Genomic DNA, 17476 nt, shown 5'->3' on the forward strand with positions numbered 1-17476 from the left:
CTCAGGCCTTAGAGCCTTCGATAATCACATTGGCTTCTTACTTTCCGCCCACTTCGCCCTCAGGCTGGCGAAGAGCCTTACGAAGAGTATCATGAGTATCATGTCGCTGAAGGGACCTCCTAAGGCGGTTCCAACGGCCGCGAGGGAGCCAAACGTCCCTATTGCCATCGCCGTCGCGAGGGTCATGTTGGAGCCGGTTGAATATACGAGAGATATGATGTGCTCTAGAGGAAAGCCAAGCGCTTTTCCGGTGAAGTAAGCTATGGCCGCACGCGTTAGGAAGTATGCGTTCATTATGAGCGCTCCAACGACTATAACCTCCGGCTTCTCGACTATCATCTTCCCGTTTATGCCGAAGACCACGATTATCATCCAGTACATGCCGAGGAGCGAGAGGCCCACAAGGGGTTCCTTGAGCTTCATGAGGGTTTCTTTTCCCTTCCACCTCACAACCGCGTACTTCGTTAGCTGGCCTGCCACGAGGGGCACTATGATGTAGAGGACGAGCGACTTGAGGAGTAGCCACATGGGGACTTTTATGAGCGTGTGGAGGAGCAGCTTGGCGTAAACAGGCATGACAAAGAGCGAGAGGATGAACGTCCACACGACGCCGACGAGCGTCAGCTGGAACTTTCCACCCGCGAGGTTCGTGAATGCTGGAGCAGAGCTTGGGAGTGGAGCGAGGCTTATCAGCACAATCCCCGCGAGCAACCTCGGGTCAGTGTTCGGCATTACCGCAAGCCAGAACTTGAGGAGGAGCCACGTTAGTGCTGGAAAGAGGAGGACATAGAAGGCTGTCAATGCTACGAGGTACTTCGTCTTTATCTCGGTTCTCGTCGTGAAAGCTTTTCTTATGTCCATGAAAACCATCGGCTGGAAGAGCATCATAAAGAGCGCAATTGGCAGCGTCCATTTGAGAGATAGAAACACCTCCCTGTGATAGATGCCAGCGTAACTCGATAAGATTATGAGCGTGAAGACGATGTAAATCATCCTATCCTTCAGGAACTTCACAACTTTCATCCCGACCACCTTCTATTGGAAAAATAAAAGCTCAGGCGAGCCAGAGAAGGCCCACCACCCTTCCATTCTTCACGAGCTGGACCTTCGTTCCCCACTTTCCGTGCCAGTAAGCGCCGACTTCGAGTTCTCTCGGCTCAACGTCCTCCCAGAGCTCTCCAACTATCTCCCCCTCAACGAGCAGGGGGACGTGGAAGGTTCCGCAGCGGCAGTGCCACGCGGGCCCTTTCGTGGCCTTCTCGAGCAGTGCCTTCGCCTTTGCCTTAATCTCCTCGTAGCTCGGCTCCTTTTCCATCACGTAGCCAAACCTTCCAACCTTCCACTTCCATCCGGGAACACCGAACGGCATCTCAACTACCTCCTACTTTTTGCTCAAACAACGAAAGGGTCACGGGGAGGGGAAGGGCCTTCTCGCCATGTGTCTCCCCATTCCGCACAGGAAGGCCAGGAAGCCGCTCACAACTACCCCCACGCTGAGTATGTGGAGTGTCTCGGGCACGTTCGCCGTGAGTATCTTCGCCGTTATCTCAACGGTTGCAAGCGAGAGCAATGCCATTGTTGTATAGCGGACGTAGAGTGGTTTCACCCTGTGCATCAGGAGTGTACCCGTTACCCCACCGAGGAAGCCCGCAGTCGCCACTGCCACGAGAGTTTCCGTGGCTATAGGTATCCTTGGGAGCAAGAGAGCGTACGTCAGGAGGGTAACGCCCGAAACTCCGAGTGCAGTTGCCGCAGTGTTCGCCGAGACCTTCTTCGGGTTTCTGAAGAGGTATGAGAAAGCTATGATTGCTATTGGCGATGCGTCCACACCTATGAGCCCCGCGGTGAAGCCCTGAATGGCTCCCAGTAAGTATGTCTTCCATCCATCTTTGCTCTCTGCTACTCCACCGGTAACCATGCGGTAGATAGCAAAGAGGAAGAACAATGCAAGGGCGACGAGTACGAGGATCCTTGGGGTGTGGACATTCACGTACGCCCCTAAAGGCACGAAGAGCGCCGCGGGAACGAATACCCTTGCAACATTTCTCCATTCTATGAGGCCCTTCTTCCAGTTCATGGCAGTTGCAACGGTCAGCTCCGCGGTGTTTTGGGCCAGCCCGAGTAGCATGGCCGCGTGAACGCTCAATCCTATAGCTATGTAGTTGGGTATGAGCACCCCTGCCGCTCCCATTCCAGCTATCGCGAATACACTCGCGAGGATGTAGGTGAGTACCACCATTCCCAACATCTTTTCATCCCTCCATGTTTCCTGTTTTGTAATATCACAAAAGTCTTTATAAAGTTTTCTATAATATTCGAGCTAAACTTGCCCGAAAGCGGTAATTTTATAAAGATGGGGGAGTAATAATCAACGGTGGTGGGAGTGCCAAGATGGATGATGGGCAACATGGCTAGTCTTAAGAACCTGATGATGATGCTCAAACCTTTGATGGCCGAACCGAGGCGAAGCATTATAAAAATCCTTGGAGAAGGTGTTAAGGGGACTAATGAGATATATCAAGCCCTACAGGAGAGGGGCTTTAACATGCCCCGCTCAACGCTCTACTACCACCTCTCGGCCCTCGAAGATATGGGAATAATTGAGATGGCTGGCTATCGAGAGGAGGGGGGAGGGGCACCCGAGAAGCTCTGGAAGCTTAAGATCAGAAAAATAGGGATAGATCTCGTTACTGGAGAGATATTCAGGGAATGAGTCTAAAAAAGGAACCTCAGAGCCCACCCATTCTAATTGTCTCTGTCTTTCTGTCTTGGGGAAGCTACCATAATCGTTACCAGCTACCACTTAAATAGTAGAGCTTGGGAAAAGGATCACGGGCGGAAATTAAATGCTACAACTGGTAATTCTGTCACAAGAAGCTTAATAGGGCTTCTTTCCTTTCCTGGCTCTCCTTTCCATGTTCTCAACTAAATCACCCTCCTTTTGAACAATCAAGAGAATTCTGAACGCATCAACACTCGAGCACATTTCCACACAGTTATATTTACCCCGCACATGGGCGGTTGCACATGTTCAGCAACAACCAATTCGTCTGAGATGGTGCCTTCGCTCATATAATTAGGCTAGCAGAAGATAAAACACCCAAATGGCACTCGGAGAGGACATCCTACAAGCTCTCCAAGGATTTTTTTCTGTGCCTTTCTTAAATGCTCCTTTACAGTTGAAGGGCTGGAGGTTCAGTATCCCGGCGAGCTCCCTTAGAGTAATCCTCCTTAGATTGTCGAAGTAGCAACTCTTGTATGTCGGGAGCAGTGTATCAAGCTATTTTCCGGTGAGCTTTGAGAATAAGCTCTCTTCCGGGGGAGTACTCTGTGCTCGCCAGCTTCTAGCCCTGCGCTTTCTTTACTACCAAGATAGCCTCCTCACAAGATCCTCCTCACAGACTGCGTACAAGTAAACTCGCTGGGTGTGAGGGATCTTCTTAGACACTGATGTGGGAGATTTCAAGGAGTCTTTTAACGGTTCTCTCAGAATTTACTGCTTTCTCGAGAGGTCAAACTATAAATGCACAGAAAACAATTTTCTCATAACATCTCACCAGTCTATTCTCGCCTTAAAAACGTAAGAGGATTCTGAAAGCTTCAAACCAATTTGAACCTATATTTATGTCTTCTCAGCCGTGAGTTTGGCCATTCCAAACCACTTGTCGGACGGGACTAGCTTCAAGATTTTAGTGGGTTCCTACAGCTCAACTCCTTATCAAACTCTCCAGCACAGCTCAAGAACCACTTAGGGTCTTCAACTCCTCAACAAATTCCTTTATCCCTTCCTCTAGCCTTTTTCTCACCAGGATCTTCCTGAGGACGGGCCTCTTGCCAAGGATTTCCTCCATCTGCTCGAGGCACTTTCCGGGCCTTCCTGCGCACGTGCAGAAAAAGGCGGCGTTCCTAATCTTCCCCCGGTTCTGGAGTAGGTAGGTCCTTATGGCAGGAGTCACGCAACCGTTCCAGACAGGTGTGCCAATGACCACGAGGTCATAGCTGAGAGGGTCTTTCTCAAACTCTATCTCTGTAGTTTTACCCATCGTTGCGTCATAACCGGCTATGAGGAAGCCAAGAATTCCCTTCCTGGGCTTTTTGTCAATGATCTCGTCAATATCGGCGTTAAGGGCCTTAGCCACCTCCTGGGCGATTCGTTTTGTAGTTCTGCTCCGTGAGTAGAAGACAATGAGTGTTTTCATGGGCATCCCTGACTAAATTCCCTGTTGAGGTTAATATGAGTTTCCAAGAATGCTTTTAAACCCAAAAGTTTCAATTGAAACTATGCCCGCAGAAGAAGAAAAGGCATGCGACCTTATATCGGAGCTTTACTGGGCCATGAGGAAGATCTTTGAAGATAGGCTTGAGGAACTGGGGATTACTTTTCTTGAGTTCAAAGCCCTGATGCACCTGAAGAGTACAGAGACCCAGGGAGACCTCCTGAGAGAAATGGGCGTTTCCAAATCAACGGCCTCAAAAGTGCTCTCCTCCCTTGAGAGAAAGGGGATTGTAAAAAGGGAGCGCAGAGGGAGGGCGTATACTATTGAACTAACCGACAAGGGCCTTGAGATGCTAAAGGCCATCGAGAAGGCTGGAATGGAGCTTGAGGAAAAGATGTTCTCCCGGATGGCTCGCAAAGAAAAATCTGAATTTCTGTCTCTCCTTAAAAAAGCGATAAATGGTCTGGAGGGAAACAGATGAGTGGAAAGATGACAAAGGGTGTCCAGATTTTAAGGGGCGACCCGAAAAAGGCCATAATAAAGCTCTCAATCCCGATGATGATAGGCATGTTGGTGCAGACAATATATAACCTCGCCGACGGAATATGGGTCTCTGGCCTCGGCCCGGACGCTCTGGCCGCCGTTGGACTTTTCTTCCCGATTTTCACGGGGATCATAGCACTCGCCGCAGGTCTTGGTGTGGGCGCGAGCTCCGCGATAGCGAGGAGGATTGGAGCCAGAAACAAGAAAGGAGTCGACAACGTTGCCGTGCACGCCATCATTCTCTCGCTCCTCTTGGGTGTAGCTATACCGGTTGTCATGCTCCCCACGATAGATTCGTTCTTCAGGTTAATGGGCGCCAAAGAGGATGTCGTTGAGCTGGCCACAGCCTACGCGAGGGTGCTCCTTATTGGGGCTTTTATGGCCGTCTTCAACAACGTCGGAAACGGTATCCTAAGGGGAGAAGGAGATGCAAACAGGGCAATGCTTGCAATGGTGCTTGGTTCAGGACTCAACATAGTTCTTGACCCAATATTTATTTATACCCTAAACTTTGGAATCGTTGGTGCCGCTTACGCAACCTTGCTCTCCATGACAATCACTTCACTTTTCATTGCTTACTGGCTCTTCATCAAGAGGGACACTTACGTTGAGATTACCCTCAGAGACTTCTCGCCGAGCTGGGAAATCCTTAAGGACATATTGCGTGTTGGTCTTCCTGCCTCACTCTCTCAGCTCTCCATGTCTATAGCGATGTTCTTCCTCAACCGCGTTGCGATAATGGCGGGCGGGGAAAATGGTGTTGCCGTCTTTACCAGTGCTTGGCGTGTTACGATGCTCGGAATAGTACCAATACTTGGTATGGCTGCTGCAACAACTGCAGTAACTGGAGCCGCTTACGGGGAGAGAAACACTGAAAAGTTGGAAGCTGCCTACCTCTACGCAATAAAGATAGCATTCATGATAGAGCTTGGCGTAGTCTCCTTCATAATGGCCTTCGCTCCTCAAGTGGCCTATCTTTTCACGTACTCCGAGATAGCACAGGTGATAAAGCAGGAACTCATCTCCGCCCTCAGAACCCTTCCAATATTTTTACTCCTAACACCCTTCGGCATGATGACCTCCGCAATGTTCCAAGGCATAGGTGAAGGAGAGAAGTCTCTGATTTTAACGATATTCAGAACTTTGGTCATGCAGGTTGGCTTCGCTTATACCTTCGTGAACCTGGGGCTCGGCCTTAGGGGAGTTTGGCTGGGGATAGTTGTCGGGAACATGGTGGCAGCTGTTATGGGCTTCACCTGGGGAAGAGTAAGAATAAGGGCACTAAGACGAGCTTTGAGGTGAAATAAATAGAATATGGGTATTATATCTGATAGAAGCTTTCCATCCACCCTCTTTATTAACTCCCTCTTAGTTTCTACATCGGCTTTTGATCCCTCAATTATCACCGTTGGCGTGGCTTTCCTCAAATTAACCTTCGTTTTCACACGTCAAAATGTTTAGCAAACTTGACTAATACTCCAAAGGACCTTTCATTATGAGTTAGACCTTTTCATTATTAGCCAGAAAACGCTCTCTTCACGGTGGGAGAGTCACCTTTAACAGTTTTTTGTGTAATACCCAAGCTAAGGCGGGAAGGTTTATGGACTCGTCACTTGCTTCCGTTGCTAGTTCCAGCTCCAGCCCGCAGGCTCGATTTTGGTCCTATTACCCTTTGACTTGAAGTTCCTTGGTAACCTCCCCAAGCCTACATTCCAATAGGGCTTCGACAGTTAAAGACCAATTGGGTAGTTGGATCCCGCCCTAACGGACAAGGCTTGAAAAAGAGTCACTCAATATTGGCAGAAGAAGCATCTCAATCTTTTGTGCCTATGCACAAAGCTTATATGAGAAAAAAATTTCAATTAAACGGGTGATGTAACATGAGGATAGCTGTTCCAGCCGTTGATGATAAAGGCTTAGAAAGCGAAGTGAGTAGACACTTTGGCAGGGCAAGGTACTTTGTATTTGTTGACGTTGAGAACAACGAAATTAAAGGTGCGGAGGTCGTTGAGGTTCCTTTCGAGGAGCATGGACCAGGGGATCTTCCAAGGTTCGTCAAGGAGCACGGAGGAGAAGTCGTCCTTGCTTATGGAATGGGGCATAAAGCGATTTCATTCTTCAACGAGCTCGGCATAGAAGTCGTTACTGGGGCCTATGGAAGAATAAGAGACGTGGTTGAGGCCTTTATACATCAGGTTCTGGAGTTAGATCCTCACTGGAAGGAGAAGATAGAGCGCGAAAAGGAAAGGGAGGGATGCGAAAAGCCCGGGCAGTGAGATGGTTTCTAACGAGGGGTTCAAAAAATCTTTAAAATTTTTCATATGGTGCAATCTTCTGGTGAAGTAAATGAGGATAAGTATAAAGGACTTTGCTCCTAGCTGGTTCGCGAGCGTTATGGGAACAGGAGCTTTAGCTTTGACGAGCAAAGCGTACTCATCGAGGCTTCCAGCCTTAGCTGGATTTGCGAAGTTCCTCGTCTACCTCAACACCCTCCTATTCTTCATCCTTCTAATTCCATGGCTTCTCAGATGGGTGAAGTACACGGAAAACGCCTTAGAAGACCTAAAACATCCGATGGTGAGCCACTTTTACGGGACGATAGCAGTGGCCATGCTCGTCCTCTCGGCCGATTATCTGGTCATACTCAAAAAGACCACCATCGCGAAGGCATTCTGGATCCCTGGGACAGTTCTAACGATATTCTTTGCTCTGCTAATACCCTATTTGATGTTCGTGGAGAAGGAGATAGACCTCAAGTCCGTTACCCCAGCCTGGTTCATTCCCCCCGTGGGGCTTATCGTGATTCCCATGGGAGGTGCGGGCCTAATCTCAAGCTTCTCTGGAACTGCCCGGGAGATCGCCTATGCGGTTAACTACTTCGCCTGGGGGGCTGGCTTCTTCCTTTATTTGGGCCTGTTCGCGATAGTGTTTTTCCGCTTCATAAGACACGAACCGATGCCCTGTGGTATGGCTCCAGCTGTATGGATAAACCTCGGACCCATTGGAGCAGGAACTTCAGCTCTCTACGCACTCGTCAAAGCCAGTGAGTTCCTAACAGTTAAAGAGCCTTTCCTGGCGTTCGGTTTAATATTCTGGGGCTTTGGCGTCTGGTGGCTGGTGATGGCCATCATGATGACCATCTACTACATCAGAAAACTCAACTTACCCTATAGTCTGGCTTGGTGGGCCTTCATCTTCCCACTCGGAGCCTACGTGGGGGCAACGCACAACGTTGGTACAGCCTTTGGTATAGGAATTATAGACAGCTTTGGCTTTGTTCTTTACTGGCTTCTACTGGCGATGTGGCTGATCACGGGTGTAAAAACTGTAAAGCACGTGCTTCTCGAATGATTTTTAACTTTTTATTGATTGTTAGATTTAAACTATCATTCTCCCAAGAGACCCTTTATAATGAGCTCAGCCGCTTCATCCTCTGTTAGACCCTTAGCCATGAGCTGAATGAGCTGGGCTTCGTTTATCCTTCCTATGGATGCCTCGTGCGTGAGCTCGGCCTTGTCGTTCTTTACCCTTAGGAGAGGAACGGTCTGAACGTCAGCATCACCTTTAACAATCTCGTGGCACTCAACGTGGCCCTTTGCATAGTCACCGAGGCCGTAGGCCTCGTTTATGACGTTAGCTCTTGCCCTGTCAAAGGCTATAACCGTGCTCCTTAGTTTTGCCCTTGAGTGTGCCCCCTCCAGATAGGCGACTTCCTTTATCTCAACTGAATCATCTTTAACTGCCTTCACCTTCGACTCAAGCTCAAGAACAGCCCTCTCATCGAGTCTCGCGATCATCTCAAGCTTCAGCTTCTTTGCCCTGTGCTTCGTTAGAGAGAACCTCCCCGTGTAGCGGGCACCCCTGCCCACATCCACCTCTGTCTTGCCGATCATCCTTACACCCTCGCCGTGCACGTGTTCATCGTCGTAGAGCACGCTTGAACCTTCTCCAATTTTTATCCTTGTCACCGCCTCGTGGGCGAAGTTCTTTGCGTAGGGAAAGATGCAATGGGATATGAATTTAACCTTCGAGTTTTTGCCGACATTTATGTCAAAGACAACCCTCTGGTACCCCTCGCTTTTCAAATAACCAGTGCAAAGGTGAACGGGAAAGGGAAGCTCAACGTTGTCCGCGATTTTAACTTCAGCTTTAACCCCGTTCTCAATCTCCTCCCCCTTTATCTCAACCCCTGGAACATTGTTGAGCCCGATGATTTTGTCTCCGCTGATGATTATCGCTGCTATTCTGCCCTCAAAAAGGGAGGTGTCAAGACCTTCTCGCTGATAGGCCTCAACTAACGCCTCGTATTCTCTAGTGAGATCAATCTTTATCGTCATCCTCAGCCCTCCGGGAAGGAGCATCTTCTACAGGTCTTCCGATAGTAGTCAACGACCTCATGTGAAAAGCCTTTCTTCACCAATCTGCCTGCGCAGATGAAGTATGAGAAGTCTGTTTTGGCTGCTATCTCCTCGTGGTGGGTGATGAGTATCACGGTGGTACCGTACTTCTGGAAATAGTTGAGAACCCGCTCTATGAGTTCTTTGGCCGTTATGTCGAGGCCCGAGTCAGGCTCATCGAGAATTGCATACCTCGGTTTAAGGAGAAGAAGCGATGCGAGCTCTATTCTCTTCCTCTCACCGCCGCTCAAGCTTTTATCCACAAAGCGGCGAGCATAAAGCTCGTAGGGCAAGCCTACAAGTTCAAGGACTTCCCGTATTTCATCTTCCTCTATTCTGAGCTTCCCACCGAGGGTAAGATAGTCCCTCACGGTTATGCCCTCATACCGAGCCGGCTCCTGCCAGGCCATGCTTATTCCCCGTCTTGCCCTTTCTGTAACGCTCAGTTCTGTTATGTCCTCGCCGTCGAGGAGAACATGGCCAGATGTGGGTCTAAGCTCTCCAATTAAAATGCGTGCTACGGTGGATTTCCCTGCGCCATTCGGCCCAAGTATTGAGTAGCTTATCCCCTCTCTGAAGGTCATGTTTATTGAGTGGAGAATTTTTCTACCATCCCTTGAGTATTCAACGTTCCTTAGGCAGAGCATTTTCATCCCCAGAATTTCATTTGAAATTAACTTAAAATTTTCTGCCCAGGATTGACCAAAACTTTTGGTTGAAAACAATGACATATGAAAAATATTTTAAATTAATGTCGGTATCTTTTCCTTGAGGTGATAACAATGTCCAGTGAGGAGGCTCCCATCATCGGGAAAGATGCACTTGGGAGGCCAGTTAAAGATTTAAGCGTTATCCCATGGTGGGGAGTTGATAGGAAGAAGATAGAGTGGTATCCGAGGATAAACTACGACAGATGTGCGGGATGCGGTCTTTGCTTTGTAACATGTGGAAGAAGGGTATTCGACTGGGATAAGGAGAAGGGGAAACCAGTTGTTGCGAGGCCCTACAACTGTATGGTTGGATGTAGCACCTGCGCCATGCTCTGTCCCTGTGATGCCATAGAATTCCCCGATAAAGCCTATGTGAGGAAATGGGTAGCAAAAGCGAAGGTGGTTAAAAAAGCCTTTGAAATCGTTGATTCCATAATGCCCAAGAATCACCTAAGCGAAGAAGAAATCAAGAGCACTCCAGAGGGATGAGGGGATATCGTGCCCTAGTTAACAGGGAATGGGGGAATTCTCTCTACCAAATCACTAGCTCTCTAAGGTAGGAAATAATGGAAAACCTGGGTAGAAGGGTCTTTAACCTATAATTACAATCATCTAGGGTTATAAGGTCCATTATGACCCCCTATTATCTTTTTTACCTGTTCTGAACTTATTTTGAAGTCATCAGATGAGTTCCAAACCAGCCCCCAGCTATGGTAAATTGAAACCCAGAGGAACAGTTTCCAATCCAGCGTCTTCACTCTCCAGTAGGTTAGAAAATCGCTGAGGAACGGGAAGAACACGGGCAATGCCGTCATTGCGGCGACCTTTTTGGTTCGTAGCCGAGCATTATAAGAGCATGGCTGATTATACCTCATTTACTGACGCCGAGAGGATTGCCAAGGAAACCCACTATTCCTTCAATTAATGGATCCTTAGTTTTCACTGCTTCCCCTTCTTTTGGGCCTGAAGAAAATTACCGTGCTAGGAGATAGTACAAAAGCCATAAACCTCAGAGAACACATGGTTTGGGAGGTAAACTTGCTCGCCAAGCTTTTCGTGCTTTATTTCTCCCGAAAACTTCGCCGTTTAGGGCGGGGATGCAGACACTCTAAGATCGAAGTTAAATACCTCACCATAATTTTGAGGAAGGTAGCCGACGATTCCGGAAGGATAGCCGTTGAGAGTGAGGGTACTCCCGGTGAAGTCTCACGAAGCCCCGCCCTTAAGGGCGGGACAGATCACGCTGATATAGAGCCAGATGGAACCGTAGTTCCTTGTGTTTTCCTTCCATTACCAATTGGAAATGTCAGAAATAGATCATTCAATGAAGATATGGGAAAACAACAAGATATTCAATATCCTTCGCGATAGTGATAGTTAGGAGGGGGCTGTTTCCGTTATTAGTGTCTTTGTGTATCATTTTGTTCTTTTTAGTGCTTTGAGGGCTATTATGTAGGCGGATGCTGCATGCCTGTCTAACCCTAACTTTCTCTGCAGTTCTTCCGTGCCGGTAGAAGTTCTGGCGGGGTTTACGAAAACCACCCTAAGTCCGTAAAGTGGAGCCTTATACGCGATTCTCTCAATCACCGAATTCCTGAACGTGGCAACCTTGTAATTGTAATTCCCCCCGTACCTCCCACCATTCCTGATCCAGTAATACTTCAGGTAGCCAAGCACTTTGTCGAGGAGTTCACCACTCCTGTTCACGATTGCGAGATTTACCCTGTCAGAGTTTACATCAATTCCACCAATATTATCACCCAAAGGGCTCTCAAATCGCTTCATAACTTCATGGTAAAGTCAAGGCGAGTCATGACTTGAATTTCTCCAAAAACGTGCATGCTGTGAGGGTAGAAGTTCGCTTCTTTCACAATGACCCTTGCCGGGTACGCGAACTTTCCACTCACCGAAAGCTCAACAATCCTATCAAGAACCTTCCTATACCCTCTCGAAAACTTCACGTCAAGCTTTATCCTCTCAGAATTCTTGGAGTAATCAAAAGTGAGCACTTCCACCTTGTCCTTGTAGAGGCGAATGTTTTGATTCCCCTTCTTGTCCTTCTCACCCTCGCACTGGAATAAAAGCCAGTCCGAAAGCTCGAGCTTTTGAATGTCCACCCCAAGCTTTTTTGCTGACTGAAGTGTTGAATAAATGAGTTTTGCCATTCCATCAACATACCTCCTGTTTGGGAGGATACCCCCGCCTGTTTTCTTGCGCAAGGGCCTATCATTACACTCTTGACTTGAAAGGAGATGACCCAGGATGTATAATAAATAAGCATTTTTGGGAAGAAATAGTGAAGCATGGGGAGCCCAAAGGGCTTACAGAAGTTAATTGGGTTGATGAAAGTGTTATCCTTTGGGGACCGGTCCCTTTATGTACCCATATTACAGAGGTCTCGAGGCTTCAGGGGAGAAAATCGTGAGTAGGAGTTACGAAGTTCCAGAAATTCATACTTAAAGATGAGGAAGGGAGCATTAGAGAAGTTTTTCCAAAAAGTACTCATGGATCCTCGTATCGTCAGTAAGCTCGGGGTGGAATTCTAGCCCTATGATATTGTCCTGCTCAACACCCACAACCCTGTCCTCGAGCCATGCTAAGGGTTTCACCTTGTCACTAAGTAACTCAAGTATCCTGGGAGCCCTTATAAAGACTCCTATAAATGGCTCATCATCAAAGGAAAGCTTCACGGGTGCCTCAAAGCTGTCTACCTGCCTTCCGTAGGCGTTCCTATTAACTTTCACGTCAAGGATCTTTAGAAATTTCTGTTCTGGAGTTGCTCCAATTACCTCCTTGGATAACATTATCAATCCCGCGCATGTTCCCATCACTGGCAGCCCATCCTCAATAAGCTTTTTCACAGGCTCAAATAATCCTGTCCTCTGCATAAGCCTTGAAATTGTAGTGCTCTCTCCCCCAGGGATTATTATCGCGCTTATCTCTTTAAGCTGTTCTGGTTTCCTGAGCCAAATTGGCTCTCCGGACACCCCGAGGTTTTTCATAGCTCTCTTTGTGGCATCAATATGCTCGCTGACATCACCCTGCACTCCAATAACCCCTACCTTCATTCTAAAACCTCCTAAAAGAAAAAGGGGATTAAACGCCCCTCTCCTCCATCCTTACCTCGAGCTCCGCTATGTCCTGACCTCTCATTGGCTCTCCTATCTCTCTGCTTATCTCCGCAAGGACATCTGGCTCGTCCCAGTGGTTAACGGCTTCAACTATCGCCCTCGCCATCGCCGGTGGGTTTGAGCTCTTGAAGATTCCTGAACCTACGAACACTCCGTCCATTCCCATTGCCATCATCAAGGCTGCATCCGCTGGAGTTGCAACTCCACCGGCGGCGAAGTTAACGACTGGTAACCTGCCAAGTTTCTTGATCTCGAGGAGGATCTTATAAAGTCCTTCAACGATCTCCCTGTACGTGAAGCCCTCGTAAATTGGCTCGTTCTCTAGAACCCTCTTTGGAAGACCGCTTATCTCCTTGACGCTAAACGCAAGCCTCAGGTAGGGCTCGGCGAACTTCTCGGCGACTCCGTAAATTTCTTCATCAGTCATCCTCTGAATGAGCCTTATGTTCTCGTTCACCAGCCTTACGTGCCTTACAGCCTCGATTATGTTTCCAGTTCCCGCCTCTCCCTTGGTTCTTATCATCGCAGCTCCTTCCCAAATCCTTCTTACGGCCTCACCAAGGTTCCTCGCACCGCAAACAAAGGGGACAGTGAACTTCTTCTTGTAGATGTGGAAGAACGGGTCTGCTGGAGTTAAGACTTCGCTCTCATCAATCATGTCAACTCCCAACGCTTCAAGGATCCTTGCCTCTGCTTCATGCCCTATCCTGACCTTGGCCATTACTGGAATTGTCACGGCATCCATTATCTCCTGAATCTTCTCAACAGGGGCCATCCTCGCTACTCCGCCGGCCTTTCTTATATCTGCGGGAACCTTGTGGAGGGCCATGACTGAAACGGCACCAGCCTCCTCAGCTATTCTTGCCTGTTCTGCATTTGTAACATCCATGATAACTCCGCCCTTAACCATCTTTGCGAAACCCCTCTTCAGCCTCTCAGTTCCCTTCTCCATGATTACCTTCAGCTTGTCCATACGGATCACCTCAAGTCTAAGCTTTTCAATTTATATCAAGTTAAAACTTGCATATAAGGGTTACCGTTAACACTTTGGGTGACTAATTAAATTAAAAAGAAGAGGGTTAGAGCTTGGAAAGTATCTCCTGGGCAGCTTTTCTGCCGCTTAAGAACATTCCACCGAAGATTGGACCCATCCTTGGGGCTCCGCTCACGGCATTGGCTGCCATTCCGGTAACGTACAGTCCTGGGTACACCTCTCTGGTGTTCTCCACCGTTAGCCTCTCACCCTGGTCTGCCCACATTGGGCCTTCCCCAGGGATCCTCTCTATCAATCCCCTCTTGAGGAGGAACTGAGTCACTTGGGCTCCATGTCCAGTTGAATCTATTACGTACTTTGCCTCGACAGTTAAAGGATCGACGTGAAGCCCCGTCATGTTGACTGGGGTCCAGTTAATCACTATTCCCGAGACTCTATTGTTCTTCACAACCAGATCCTCAACTTCGATCATGTTGAATATCTTAACCCCAGCCTTCACAACTTTGCTGGCTATGGTTGTTGCCACTTCAATAGCGTCAGCCACGTAGTAGCCTTCTTCAAACTTCTCGTACCTTATTCCAAATTCGTCAAGGATCTCTTTAGCTTCTTCCTGAACCACGATCTTGTTGAAGCCCATTGCACCTCCCCAAATCCCTCCGCCTATTGAGAGCTTCTTCTCGAAGATCGCTACCTTGGCCCCTCCCTTCGCTAAGTAATATGCGGCAACCATCCCTGAAGGCCCAGCACCAACTATGGCAACGTCAAGCTCGAGGTTGTTGAGTAGATCCTTGAAGTAACTCTCGATTATAGCCCTGCTAATAGTTACATCCCTCAGCATAGGCACCCCTGCAAAAACTTAGTTTTATATTATAAAAACATTGTTATAACAAGGTATTATGGTGCCCTGGGTATATTAAGGGTCGAGAAGACGTAAGCTATCTCCTCCGGCCTGTTGGTCGAGAAAGATACCGATATTCCCTTCTTCCTCGTTATGAGTACACACGCCTTGGCCGGAAGCGTGAAGTGGAGTAAAGCAAAACAGCTGGCCCAGCCTTCCTTTACGGAGTAGCTCTCTATATCCTCTATTTTGATTGTCTTCCTGACTAGAAGGCCGAGCCTTCCCCTTATCTTTATCTCTTCCTGGGTTATCCTGATGTTGAGAGCTGAAACATCCCATATTATCGCGAACACTATTATAGCCTCAATCCCCACTATCCTAACCGCTGGCGGGTTGTTTCTAACGGCAAAGAGGACTATCAGGATTGGGACAAATATTATCGCCAAGAATAAGTTGAATGTCCTACTCTGCACGGTTTCCTCGTACAGCATGAAATCCCCTTCACGAAACCCCTATTTGTGAGTTTCGATTCCCTCCACTCTAACGTTCAGTCTTTTGAGAACATCTTTAATGCTCCTTAGGTAACTAGTAAACTTATCATAGTCTGTTAGCACAGCGTAGCTCTCGGGGAACTCCTCCTCCAAATTTTTCCTGAATTCTTCTCCAGCTTTCCTCAAGTTCAAGAATTCTAGGAAGTACCAACCGACGAAGTCTCTGGTTTCCCTTATTATTTCCTCAACGTCCGTTATCCCAGGAATTATTGGGCTGATAAAAGCGTAGTTCTTTATCCCCTCCTCATATAGAGCCTTGAGCGCGTTGATCCTTACCCTTTGGATGGGAGTTAAGGGCTCGAAAAGCTTCTTTTCCTTCCCCTCGAAGGAATTCACCGTAAGTCCAACCTCTACCCTGGGGAATAGCTTTAGAACGTCAACGTCCCTGACGACTAAGGGGGACTTAGTTAGAATCATGAGTTCGTTTCTCTTGTCCATGAACCTAAGAACGCTTCTCGTGAGCTTAAGCTTGGCCTCTATTGGCTGGTATGGATCGCTCACCGAGGACATTAAAATAGTGCCTTTGACTCTCCTCCTCGCCAGATCGGGTGCGTTAACCTTAACTTCAACCCAAGTGCCCCAGGACTCTTCCCTTCTAACTATCTCCTTGGCGTAGCAGTATTTGCAGGCAAATTGACAGCCGACGTACTGATTAACGCTCCACTCTATCCCGGGGATCTTTGAGCGGGTGTAGAGTGTCTTTACCTTTTTCCTAATTATCTTGATCAATTTTCAAGCCTCCCAAGGTTAAATTAAAAACCTTTCTAAAAATTTTTAAGGTATTGCGAACACACTTTTGGCGGGTTTCATGGTTCCGGGTGTTAGGGTTAAAATAGATGAGAAGGTTGAATCTAAAAAAGCTGTTCTCTTCGGCCTTCAGCACGTTCTTGCAATGTTCGGAGCTACAGTGGCGGTGCCTCTAGTCGTCGGAACTGCAGTCGGTCTTTCAAAGCACGAGATAGCTTTGATGATCCAGGCGGTTCTCTTGTCGATGGGCATTGCAACCCTGCTCCAGACCACGATAGGCTCGAGGTATCCGATAGTTCAGGGGTCGAGCTTCGCCTTCATTCCTGGGCTCATAAGCATAGGGAACAGCCTCGGGATGGCGGCAACCCAGGGGGCCCTAATAGTCGGAGGAATCATTGAGGCACTTGTCGGTGGGCTTGGCATAGTGGGGAAGGTGAAGAAGCTCTTCACACCGCTTGTTACGGGAGTTACGATAATGCTAATAGGATTCTCCTTGGCGGACGTTGCGGTCAAGTACTTCTTCAACTACTACGCAGATCCCTCAGGAGCAAGCATTCCTAAGGCCACCTTAGTTGCCCTAATAACCTTCGCAACAACGGTCTACATAGCCTTAAAGGCTAAGGGAGCCTTAAGGGCAATGCCCGTGATAGTTGGAGCGTTCGTTGGTTATCTCGTTAGCATTCCACTGGGACTTACGAACTTCCAGCTAGTTCACGAGCTCCCCGCGGTGAGCGTTCCAAAGCTGTTTCCCTGGGGAACCCCCGTATTCGATGCAACCGCAATAATAACACTGCTCTTCGCGTTCATGGTGAGCATAATAGAGAGCGTCGGTGATTACCATGCTATCTCGGCTATAGCAGAGGCCCCCATCACCAATAGGCACATAAACAGGGGAATAATGAGTGAGGGGATTGCCTGCTCAATAGCTGGAGTTCTTGGAGCCTGCGGTACAACGAGCTACTCAGAGAACATTGGACTGGTAGCTTTGACTAAGGTGGCAAGCAGGTACGTGGTTCAGGTCGGGGGATTGATTCTGATCGTCATTGCGATGTTCCCCAAGTTCGCTGGAATTTTAGCATCGATGCCCGCCCCAGTATTAGGTGGATTAACGCTGGCCCTATATGGAATGATCAGCGTGACTGGCCTAAGGCTAATTAAGGAGAGAGTTGAACTTGATGACAGGAATACACTAATACTTGCTGCAGCACTAATAGCTGGACTCGGTGCACCTCAGCTACCTCCAGAGTTTCTCGAGCACTTTCCCAGGATAATCGCGAGTATACTAGAATCCGGAATGGCCGTTGGTGCTATTACGGCGATAGTTTTGGATCAGTTGCTGAGGTGATAA

General features: G+C 48.2%; 21 protein-coding genes. 8 read left to right on the plus strand and 13 right to left on the minus strand.

What is annotated here, in order from left to right; translation table 11 throughout:
- Window positions 1–24: 24 nt before the first annotated feature.
- The 3 genes from P8X24_RS08640 to P8X24_RS08650 are packed head-to-tail and all read right to left on the minus strand — an operon-like array spanning window position 25 to window position 2239.
- Window positions 25–1023 carry an arsenic resistance protein gene (locus P8X24_RS08640; RefSeq protein WP_372883870.1) on the minus strand — a complete coding sequence of 333 codons (999 nt, stop codon included), beginning with the start codon at window positions 1021–1023 and terminating at the stop codon, window positions 25–27.
- Between the two features lie 31 nt (window positions 1024–1054).
- Window positions 1055–1369 (minus strand): hypothetical protein, encoded by a 315-nt coding sequence (locus P8X24_RS08645; RefSeq protein WP_068324826.1) that lies wholly within the window; start codon window positions 1367–1369, stop codon window positions 1055–1057.
- A gap of 39 nt (window positions 1370–1408) precedes the next feature.
- Window positions 1409–2239 (minus strand): sulfite exporter TauE/SafE family protein, encoded by an 831-nt coding sequence (locus P8X24_RS08650; RefSeq protein WP_372915403.1) that lies wholly within the window; start codon window positions 2237–2239, stop codon window positions 1409–1411.
- A 135-nt stretch (window positions 2240–2374) separates the two neighbouring features.
- Here P8X24_RS08650 and P8X24_RS08655 point away from each other — a divergent pair, with 135 nt between their 5' ends.
- Window positions 2375–2713, plus strand: a complete 339-nt coding sequence (locus tag P8X24_RS08655; protein ID WP_372915405.1) for an ArsR family transcriptional regulator — start codon at window positions 2375–2377, stop codon at window positions 2711–2713.
- A 1024-nt stretch (window positions 2714–3737) separates the two neighbouring features.
- Here the strand turns inward: P8X24_RS08655 and P8X24_RS08660 are convergent.
- Complete coding sequence (locus tag P8X24_RS08660) at window positions 3738–4199, minus strand: flavodoxin family protein (RefSeq protein ID WP_372915406.1); 462 nt, start codon at window positions 4197–4199, stop codon at window positions 3738–3740.
- 82 nt (window positions 4200–4281) lie between these two features.
- On the opposite strand from P8X24_RS08660, the gene P8X24_RS08665 reads away from it, so the two are divergent.
- From P8X24_RS08665 to tdt, 4 genes are all read left to right on the plus strand, one after another.
- Entirely contained in the window at window positions 4282–4698 is a 417-nt protein-coding gene (locus P8X24_RS08665; protein WP_372915408.1) for a MarR family winged helix-turn-helix transcriptional regulator, read from the plus strand.
- Window positions 4695–6062 (plus strand): MATE family efflux transporter, encoded by a 1368-nt coding sequence (locus P8X24_RS08670; protein WP_372915409.1) that lies wholly within the window; start codon window positions 4695–4697, stop codon window positions 6060–6062. The genes P8X24_RS08665 and P8X24_RS08670 overlap by 4 nt, the downstream gene beginning before the upstream one ends.
- A gap of 578 nt (window positions 6063–6640) precedes the next feature.
- On the plus strand, window positions 6641–7036 hold the full coding sequence (locus tag P8X24_RS08675; RefSeq protein ID WP_372915412.1) for a NifB/NifX family molybdenum-iron cluster-binding protein: 396 nt from the start codon (window positions 6641–6643) through the stop codon (window positions 7034–7036).
- Window positions 7037–7106: 70 nt separating this feature from the next.
- Entirely contained in the window at window positions 7107–8111 is a 1005-nt protein-coding gene (tdt, locus tag P8X24_RS08680; protein ID WP_372915413.1) for a tellurite-resistance/dicarboxylate transporter, read from the plus strand.
- Window positions 8112–8146: 35 nt separating this feature from the next.
- On the opposite strand, the gene P8X24_RS08685 is transcribed toward tdt, so the two are convergent.
- Both P8X24_RS08685 and P8X24_RS08690 read right to left on the minus strand, forming a co-directional pair.
- A complete protein-coding gene (locus P8X24_RS08685; protein ID WP_372915415.1) occupies window positions 8147–9097 on the minus strand; it encodes a SufB/SufD family protein in 951 nt (316 codons plus the stop codon).
- Between the two features lie 2 nt (window positions 9098–9099).
- Window positions 9100–9804 (minus strand): ATP-binding cassette domain-containing protein, encoded by a 705-nt coding sequence (locus tag P8X24_RS08690; RefSeq protein ID WP_372915779.1) that lies wholly within the window; start codon window positions 9802–9804, stop codon window positions 9100–9102.
- A gap of 135 nt (window positions 9805–9939) precedes the next feature.
- On the opposite strand from P8X24_RS08690, the gene P8X24_RS08695 reads away from it, so the two are divergent.
- Both P8X24_RS08695 and P8X24_RS08700 read left to right on the plus strand, forming a co-directional pair.
- Window positions 9940–10356 carry a 4Fe-4S dicluster domain-containing protein gene (locus P8X24_RS08695; protein ID WP_372915417.1) on the plus strand — a complete coding sequence of 139 codons (417 nt, stop codon included), beginning with the start codon at window positions 9940–9942 and terminating at the stop codon, window positions 10354–10356.
- A gap of 549 nt (window positions 10357–10905) precedes the next feature.
- The gene (locus P8X24_RS08700) at window positions 10906–11238 is read left to right on the plus strand and encodes an SPASM domain-containing protein (RefSeq protein WP_372915418.1); all 333 of its coding nucleotides are present in this window, start codon (window positions 10906–10908) and stop codon (window positions 11236–11238) included.
- A 45-nt stretch (window positions 11239–11283) separates the two neighbouring features.
- On the opposite strand, the gene P8X24_RS08705 is transcribed toward P8X24_RS08700, so the two are convergent.
- From P8X24_RS08705 to P8X24_RS08735, 7 genes are all read right to left on the minus strand, one after another.
- The gene (locus tag P8X24_RS08705) at window positions 11284–11652 is read right to left on the minus strand and encodes a hypothetical protein (RefSeq protein WP_372915420.1); all 369 of its coding nucleotides are present in this window, start codon (window positions 11650–11652) and stop codon (window positions 11284–11286) included.
- Window positions 11649–12032, minus strand: coding sequence for a hypothetical protein (locus tag P8X24_RS08710; RefSeq protein ID WP_372915421.1), 384 nt, complete (start codon window positions 12030–12032; stop codon window positions 11649–11651). Before P8X24_RS08710 ends, P8X24_RS08705 begins: the two co-directional genes overlap by 4 nt.
- 312 nt (window positions 12033–12344) lie before the next feature.
- Entirely contained in the window at window positions 12345–12935 is a 591-nt protein-coding gene (gene pdxT / locus P8X24_RS08715; protein ID WP_372915423.1) for a pyridoxal 5'-phosphate synthase glutaminase subunit PdxT, read from the minus strand.
- 28 nt (window positions 12936–12963) lie between these two features.
- Window positions 12964–13971, minus strand: coding sequence for a pyridoxal 5'-phosphate synthase lyase subunit PdxS (pdxS, locus tag P8X24_RS08720; RefSeq protein ID WP_372915424.1), 1008 nt, complete (start codon window positions 13969–13971; stop codon window positions 12964–12966).
- A gap of 106 nt (window positions 13972–14077) precedes the next feature.
- Window positions 14078–14830 (minus strand): sulfide-dependent adenosine diphosphate thiazole synthase, encoded by a 753-nt coding sequence (locus P8X24_RS08725; RefSeq protein WP_372915425.1) that lies wholly within the window; start codon window positions 14828–14830, stop codon window positions 14078–14080.
- Between the two features lie 56 nt (window positions 14831–14886).
- Entirely contained in the window at window positions 14887–15321 is a 435-nt protein-coding gene (locus P8X24_RS08730) for a hypothetical protein (RefSeq protein ID WP_372915427.1), read from the minus strand.
- Window positions 15322–15342: 21 nt separating this feature from the next.
- Window positions 15343–16107: an SPL family radical SAM protein gene (locus P8X24_RS08735; protein WP_372915781.1), complete on the minus strand. Its 765-nt coding sequence runs from the start codon at window positions 16105–16107 to the stop codon at window positions 15343–15345.
- An 82-nt stretch (window positions 16108–16189) separates the two neighbouring features.
- Between P8X24_RS08735 and P8X24_RS08740 the strand changes: the two genes are divergently transcribed.
- Window positions 16190–17473 carry a uracil-xanthine permease family protein gene (locus P8X24_RS08740; RefSeq protein WP_372915428.1) on the plus strand — a complete coding sequence of 428 codons (1284 nt, stop codon included), beginning with the start codon at window positions 16190–16192 and terminating at the stop codon, window positions 17471–17473.
- The last annotated feature ends 3 nt before the right edge of the window (window positions 17474–17476 follow it).

It is taken from the genome of Pyrococcus kukulkanii, assembly GCF_041647995.1.
GTDB lineage: Archaea > Methanobacteriota_B > Thermococci > Thermococcales > Thermococcaceae > Pyrococcus.

Bases quoted from the DNA above. Each gene is read 5' to 3' on its own strand.
- P8X24_RS08640 (WP_372883870.1), bottom strand. From the start codon at position 1,023: ATGAAAGTTGTGAAGTTCCTGAAGGATAGGATGATTTACATCGTCTTC.
- P8X24_RS08645 (WP_068324826.1), bottom strand. From the start codon at position 1,369: ATGCCGTTCGGTGTTCCCGGATGGAAGTGGAAGGTTGGAAGGTTTGGC.
- P8X24_RS08650 (WP_372915403.1), bottom strand. From the start codon at position 2,239: ATGGTGGTACTCACCTACATCCTCGCGAGTGTATTCGCGATAGCTGGA.
- P8X24_RS08660 (WP_372915406.1), bottom strand. From the start codon at position 4,199: ATGAAAACACTCATTGTCTTCTACTCACGGAGCAGAACTACAAAACGA.
- P8X24_RS08665 (WP_372915408.1), top strand. From the start codon at position 4,282: ATGCCCGCAGAAGAAGAAAAGGCATGCGACCTTATATCGGAGCTTTAC.
- P8X24_RS08670 (WP_372915409.1), top strand. From the start codon at position 4,695: ATGAGTGGAAAGATGACAAAGGGTGTCCAGATTTTAAGGGGCGACCCG.
- P8X24_RS08675 (WP_372915412.1), top strand. From the start codon at position 6,641: ATGAGGATAGCTGTTCCAGCCGTTGATGATAAAGGCTTAGAAAGCGAA.
- tdt (WP_372915413.1), top strand. From the start codon at position 7,107: ATGAGGATAAGTATAAAGGACTTTGCTCCTAGCTGGTTCGCGAGCGTT.
- P8X24_RS08685 (WP_372915415.1), bottom strand. From the start codon at position 9,097: ATGACGATAAAGATTGATCTCACTAGAGAATACGAGGCGTTAGTTGAG.
- P8X24_RS08690 (WP_372915779.1), bottom strand. From the start codon at position 9,804: ATGCTCTGCCTAAGGAACGTTGAATACTCAAGGGATGGTAGAAAAATT.
- P8X24_RS08695 (WP_372915417.1), top strand. From the start codon at position 9,940: ATGTCCAGTGAGGAGGCTCCCATCATCGGGAAAGATGCACTTGGGAGG.
- P8X24_RS08705 (WP_372915420.1), bottom strand. From the start codon at position 11,652: ATGAAGCGATTTGAGAGCCCTTTGGGTGATAATATTGGTGGAATTGAT.
- P8X24_RS08710 (WP_372915421.1), bottom strand. From the start codon at position 12,032: ATGGCAAAACTCATTTATTCAACACTTCAGTCAGCAAAAAAGCTTGGG.
- pdxT (WP_372915423.1), bottom strand. From the start codon at position 12,935: ATGAAGGTAGGGGTTATTGGAGTGCAGGGTGATGTCAGCGAGCATATT.
- pdxS (WP_372915424.1), bottom strand. From the start codon at position 13,971: ATGGACAAGCTGAAGGTAATCATGGAGAAGGGAACTGAGAGGCTGAAG.
- P8X24_RS08725 (WP_372915425.1), bottom strand. From the start codon at position 14,830: ATGCTGAGGGATGTAACTATTAGCAGGGCTATAATCGAGAGTTACTTC.
- P8X24_RS08730 (WP_372915427.1), bottom strand. From the start codon at position 15,321: ATGCTGTACGAGGAAACCGTGCAGAGTAGGACATTCAACTTATTCTTG.
- P8X24_RS08740 (WP_372915428.1), top strand. From the start codon at position 16,190: ATGGTTCCGGGTGTTAGGGTTAAAATAGATGAGAAGGTTGAATCTAAA.